General features: G+C 46.0%; 4 protein-coding genes and 2 pseudogenes. 5 read left to right on the plus strand and 1 reads right to left on the minus strand.

The window, feature by feature from the left end; genetic code table 11:
• Positions 1 to 138: 138 nt before the first annotated feature.
• The 5 genes and pseudogenes from EKM64_RS11160 to EKM64_RS11180 form a co-directional block, all read left to right on the plus strand.
• Positions 139 to 948, plus strand: a pseudogene (locus tag EKM64_RS11160) (DUF3387 domain-containing protein); the annotation flags it as partial.
• Between the two features lie 154 nt (positions 949 to 1,102).
• Positions 1,103 to 1,615, plus strand: a complete 513-nt coding sequence (locus tag EKM64_RS11165) for an ECF transporter S component (protein WP_125591217.1) — start codon at positions 1,103 to 1,105, stop codon at positions 1,613 to 1,615.
• A 14-nt stretch (positions 1,616 to 1,629) separates the two neighbouring features.
• On the plus strand, positions 1,630 to 2,388 hold the full coding sequence (locus EKM64_RS11170) for a hypothetical protein (protein WP_080952785.1): 759 nt from the start codon (positions 1,630 to 1,632) through the stop codon (positions 2,386 to 2,388).
• Between the two features lie 16 nt (positions 2,389 to 2,404).
• Positions 2,405 to 3,166, plus strand: coding sequence for an adenosylcobinamide-GDP ribazoletransferase (locus EKM64_RS11175; protein WP_125591216.1), 762 nt, complete (start codon positions 2,405 to 2,407; stop codon positions 3,164 to 3,166).
• Positions 3,163 to 3,747 carry a histidine phosphatase family protein gene (locus EKM64_RS11180; RefSeq protein ID WP_071665518.1) on the plus strand — a complete coding sequence of 195 codons (585 nt, stop codon included), beginning with the start codon at positions 3,163 to 3,165 and terminating at the stop codon, positions 3,745 to 3,747. The genes EKM64_RS11175 and EKM64_RS11180 overlap by 4 nt, the downstream gene beginning before the upstream one ends.
• 130 nt (positions 3,748 to 3,877) lie before the next feature.
• On the opposite strand, the pseudogene EKM64_RS11605 reads toward EKM64_RS11180, so the two are convergent.
• Positions 3,878 to 4,067 (minus strand): annotated as a pseudogene (locus EKM64_RS11605) (hypothetical protein); the annotation flags it as partial.

The raw sequence follows: 4,067 nt of genomic DNA on the forward strand, positions 1-4,067 counted from the left end.
GTTTGTGGTAAACACCATTTTAAAGGAAGCTGATCTTTTTTGTCCGAACAGCGTTCGGATTAATTTTACAATCTACCGAGAACATACCTTAGCTGCGTAAAACTATTTATTTTTGTCTAACTTTTATGTTGCACTTCAACTGTGGTACAATTACAAAAAGTTTACGCACTTGTGGTAACAAGCAAGCAGGCACAAGCAATTTCTTCAGAAGTAGCTTTCTTTGGTGCTGTCAAAAGTGCATTGATGAAGATTCTGCAAGCAGTGAGTCCACATGATAATCCTGTCACAAATCGAGAACTAAATTTGCGATTAGATCAGCTTGTGAACCAATCAGTAATAGCTAAACAGCCTGTCGATTTATATAAAGAATTAGGGCTTGAACGACCAGAACTAAGTTTACTGTCCGAAAAATTTTTAGATAGTATCCAAAATATGCCAGAACAAAATTTGGCAGTGAAGTTATTAGAGCGATTGCTTAAGGGTAAAGTTAAAGCATTGACTAAGGTTAATCTAATTCAATCACGGAGGTTTGGTGATATGCTTGAAAACAATATTGAAGCATTAAATCAACGTGGGGTGACGACTGAGATTGTTATTCGAAAATTGATTGAATTAGCTAAAAATATGCAGGAAACAGAAGCAGCCGGCGAAAGCTTAGGACTGAGTGCCAATGAACAAGCGTTTTACGATGCATTATGTGATCAAAAGACCGCTGTGCAAGTCATGGGTGAAGATACGTTACAAGAAATTGCCAAAGAATTGGTAGGAACTGTGCGTAAATATGCATCTACTCCTGACTGGGTTCAAAGGAAGACGACACAAGCCGCTATGCGGCAAGCTGTCCGCCGTATATTAAAAGATCATGGGTACCCACCAACATTTGCACCCGTTGCAGTAGATACAATTGTTGAGCAGGCACAGACAATGGCATTTGAAAATAACTACTAGATATACTCATATGAGTATATAGATTGTGGGTTCATTTTTAAGTGTTAAATTATACAATAGATGAGAACACATCTAATAAAAATTGGAGAGTGATTACATCTGATACAATCGAAAAGGAACTAAGATTGATTATTATGAGGAGGATTTTGCAATTATGACACAATCAGATCGACTGAAGCTCCTCACCCTAGCCGCCATGCTCTTGGCGCTCTGCGTGATTGGCGCAAACGTCAAAATCATGGGCTCAGTGGCCTTTGATTCAGCCCCGGCATTCTTAGGAGCGGTGTTGCTAGGCCCGTGGTTTGGCGCAACGTTGGGATTATTCGGGCACCTGGTGTCCGCCGCGTTGGCGGGGTTTCCTCTGACATTGCCGATTCATTTAATTATTGGCGTTGCCATGGGGATTTGCATGCTGATATTTGGCCTGGTTCGTAAATGGTTGGGCAAGGATACGCTGAAGGGCGTGCTGACTTCTGACGTGCTGGGCTACGCGATCAATGTGCCAATCGAGTTGGTGCTTCTTTATCCGCTTATGAAGCAGGCGGTTTGGGCGTTCTTTGTTCCACTGACCATCGCAACGATTCTAAACTTAATTGTTTGTGAAGTGATTTATGCGGCACTGCCCCATCGAGTGAAGGATGCGCCGTTTCTGACGCCGCAGAAATAGGGGGAGCCGATTAAATGAACCAAATGAACCCACGATTTCGTGATTTATCGGTGGTGCCAACGAGTCCCACAACAGCGCTGGTGATTGCCTGTGACAGCAGTGCGGGGATTGGTGAGAAGCCCTTGGACGCCGTTCAAATTGATTCGGCGATTACCGCGGCGTATTCACTGCGGGTACCGCTATTGGAGCTGCTGTGCTTTGGGGCCCGGCCAATTGCCGTCGTTGACACGGTTGGCAACGAAATGGTCCCAACTGGCCGTCGGGTGATTCAGGGACTTAAGCGTGAATTAACCAAGGCTGGATTTTACGATATTCCATTGAATGGTAGTACCGAAGATAATATGCCGACCCGGACAACGGCGATTGGGGTGACCGTGATTGGCCAAATTAATCGGAAAGATATTCCCACGACATCGATCGATGACTCTCTGATCGTTTATCAGCTTGGAACACCCTACGTTGGGGAGGCGGTCAAAGCCCATTTGGCAACGATTTTTTCTTACGATCAGGTTCGAACCATTCGCGCCACCCCAGCAGTGGTGGATATGCTGCCGGTGGGCTCAAAGGGAATTGCCAACGAACTGGCCCAGATGGCCGCCACTCATACCGCAAAAATTTCCGCCGTGGTTGACCTGGCGGATGCTGAATTTACACAATCTGCCGGACCGGCGACCGTGTTACTAGTTGCCGTGGTGGCCGATAAACGTCAATTATTTGAAAGGCAATTTCCCGAGCTGACCGAAATTGCTCAGCTTCACCAAAACTCAGATTAAGGACGGCATTGATTCTATGTTTGGTTCATTGATATTGTTAACCCAATTTTTCACCAGGATTCCCATTCCGTATGAAATACCGGATGCAGCGGCAAAGTTCAAGAAGAGCATCCGATATTTTACCCTGTTTGGATTTTTGATTGGCTGCCTCGAGGCCCTCTTTTTCTGGCTGATGACCTTGGTATTTCCCAGCTGGTTTGCTTGGATCTTATTCTGGGTGGCCGATGGGGTTCTAACCGGCGGCTTTCACTTGGATTCCTTGGCCGACACTGCCGACGGTCTTTATTCATCGCGGACGGTGGACCGGATCAAAGAAATTATGAAGGACAGCCGGATTGGCACCATGGGAAGTCTGGCCCTGATCTATTTCTATGCAATTGTCATGGGTGCCGGGGTTGTCTGCAGTCAGTATTTGGCGGCCTGGCAATTCGTTTCATTGGTGGCCTGTACGACCATGGTGGCCAAGACCGGCATGGCGCTGTTATTTTACAAAATGGTTTATGCTGGCAAAACGAAGGGGCTTGGTAATCTCTGGACTGGTGTTGCCACCTGGCAAATCATGATCGCTCAGCTTTTTTCGATTTTGGTACTTGGTGGTCTGTTAGGGACTTTCGGCCTCTGCGGTTATCTCGCAGTGGTCCTGGGAGCTCTTTGGTACCGGCACTACATCACGCATAAACTGGGCGGTTTTACCGGTGACACAATTGGTGCGTATGGTGAGCTGGCTCAAGTCGCGTTTTTATTGGTAGTAACAGCGTTAGTGAGGGCTTTTGGATGAAATTATTAATGACTCGCCACGGTGAGACGCAATATAACAAAGAAAAGAAATATTATGGACGTACGGATATTGAATTGGATGGCTTGGGACTCAGGCAGGCGAGAGAGCTTGCCGATAAGCTGAAGGCCACAACGATCGATTACGCAATCCGCAGTGATTTAAAACGGACTCAGCAAACCATGGACGCAATCATGCAATATCATCCGCAAACCAAACAGATTATCGAAAAGGACATTGACGAAATGCCTTTTGGAATCTGGGAAGGTTTGAACGCTGACCAGGTAGAAGCTCGGGATCCAACAACCTGGGCAGCTTGGCTGCAGGCGCCGTTTGATGTCACCCCCGCTGGCGCCGAACCATACCGAGTATTTGAAAAACGGGTGACGACCGCCCTCGACCATTATCGGGAAACGCTGCCGTCAAACAGTACATTGTTAGTGGTTGCGCATCAGGGGGTGTTGCGAACGCTGTACCGTTATTGGACCGGCGGCGACTTTTGGTCGGTGGATTTTAAAGCGGGCTGTTATTCGGTTTTTGAGACGGGAGACGGTGGTGTGTCGTTGGTGAGTCTTAATGACTAGCAAAGCCTGAAAATGCCAGGTTAGTTGATTAATTTTAAAATGATAACCAAAAAGCAGATTTCAGTGAGTAACCAGGAATGGCATGAAAAGTTGAAATCTGCTTTTGAGTATAATTAATCATTTGCGGCCATTACATAACTAAATCTAATCCCAGGATCACAATAAGGCCAACGAATGAAGTTGGATTGAAGTCAATATTTGAGACAGGTTTTAAGAGACATTCAGAACCGCGTTTACCTTTTCGGTAGATTGTAAAATTAATCCGAACGCTGTTCGGACAAAAAAGATCAGCTTCCTTTAAAATGGTGTTTACCACAAAC

The organism is Companilactobacillus keshanensis, assembly GCF_003946205.1.
GTDB lineage: Bacteria > Bacillota > Bacilli > Lactobacillales > Lactobacillaceae > Companilactobacillus > Companilactobacillus keshanensis.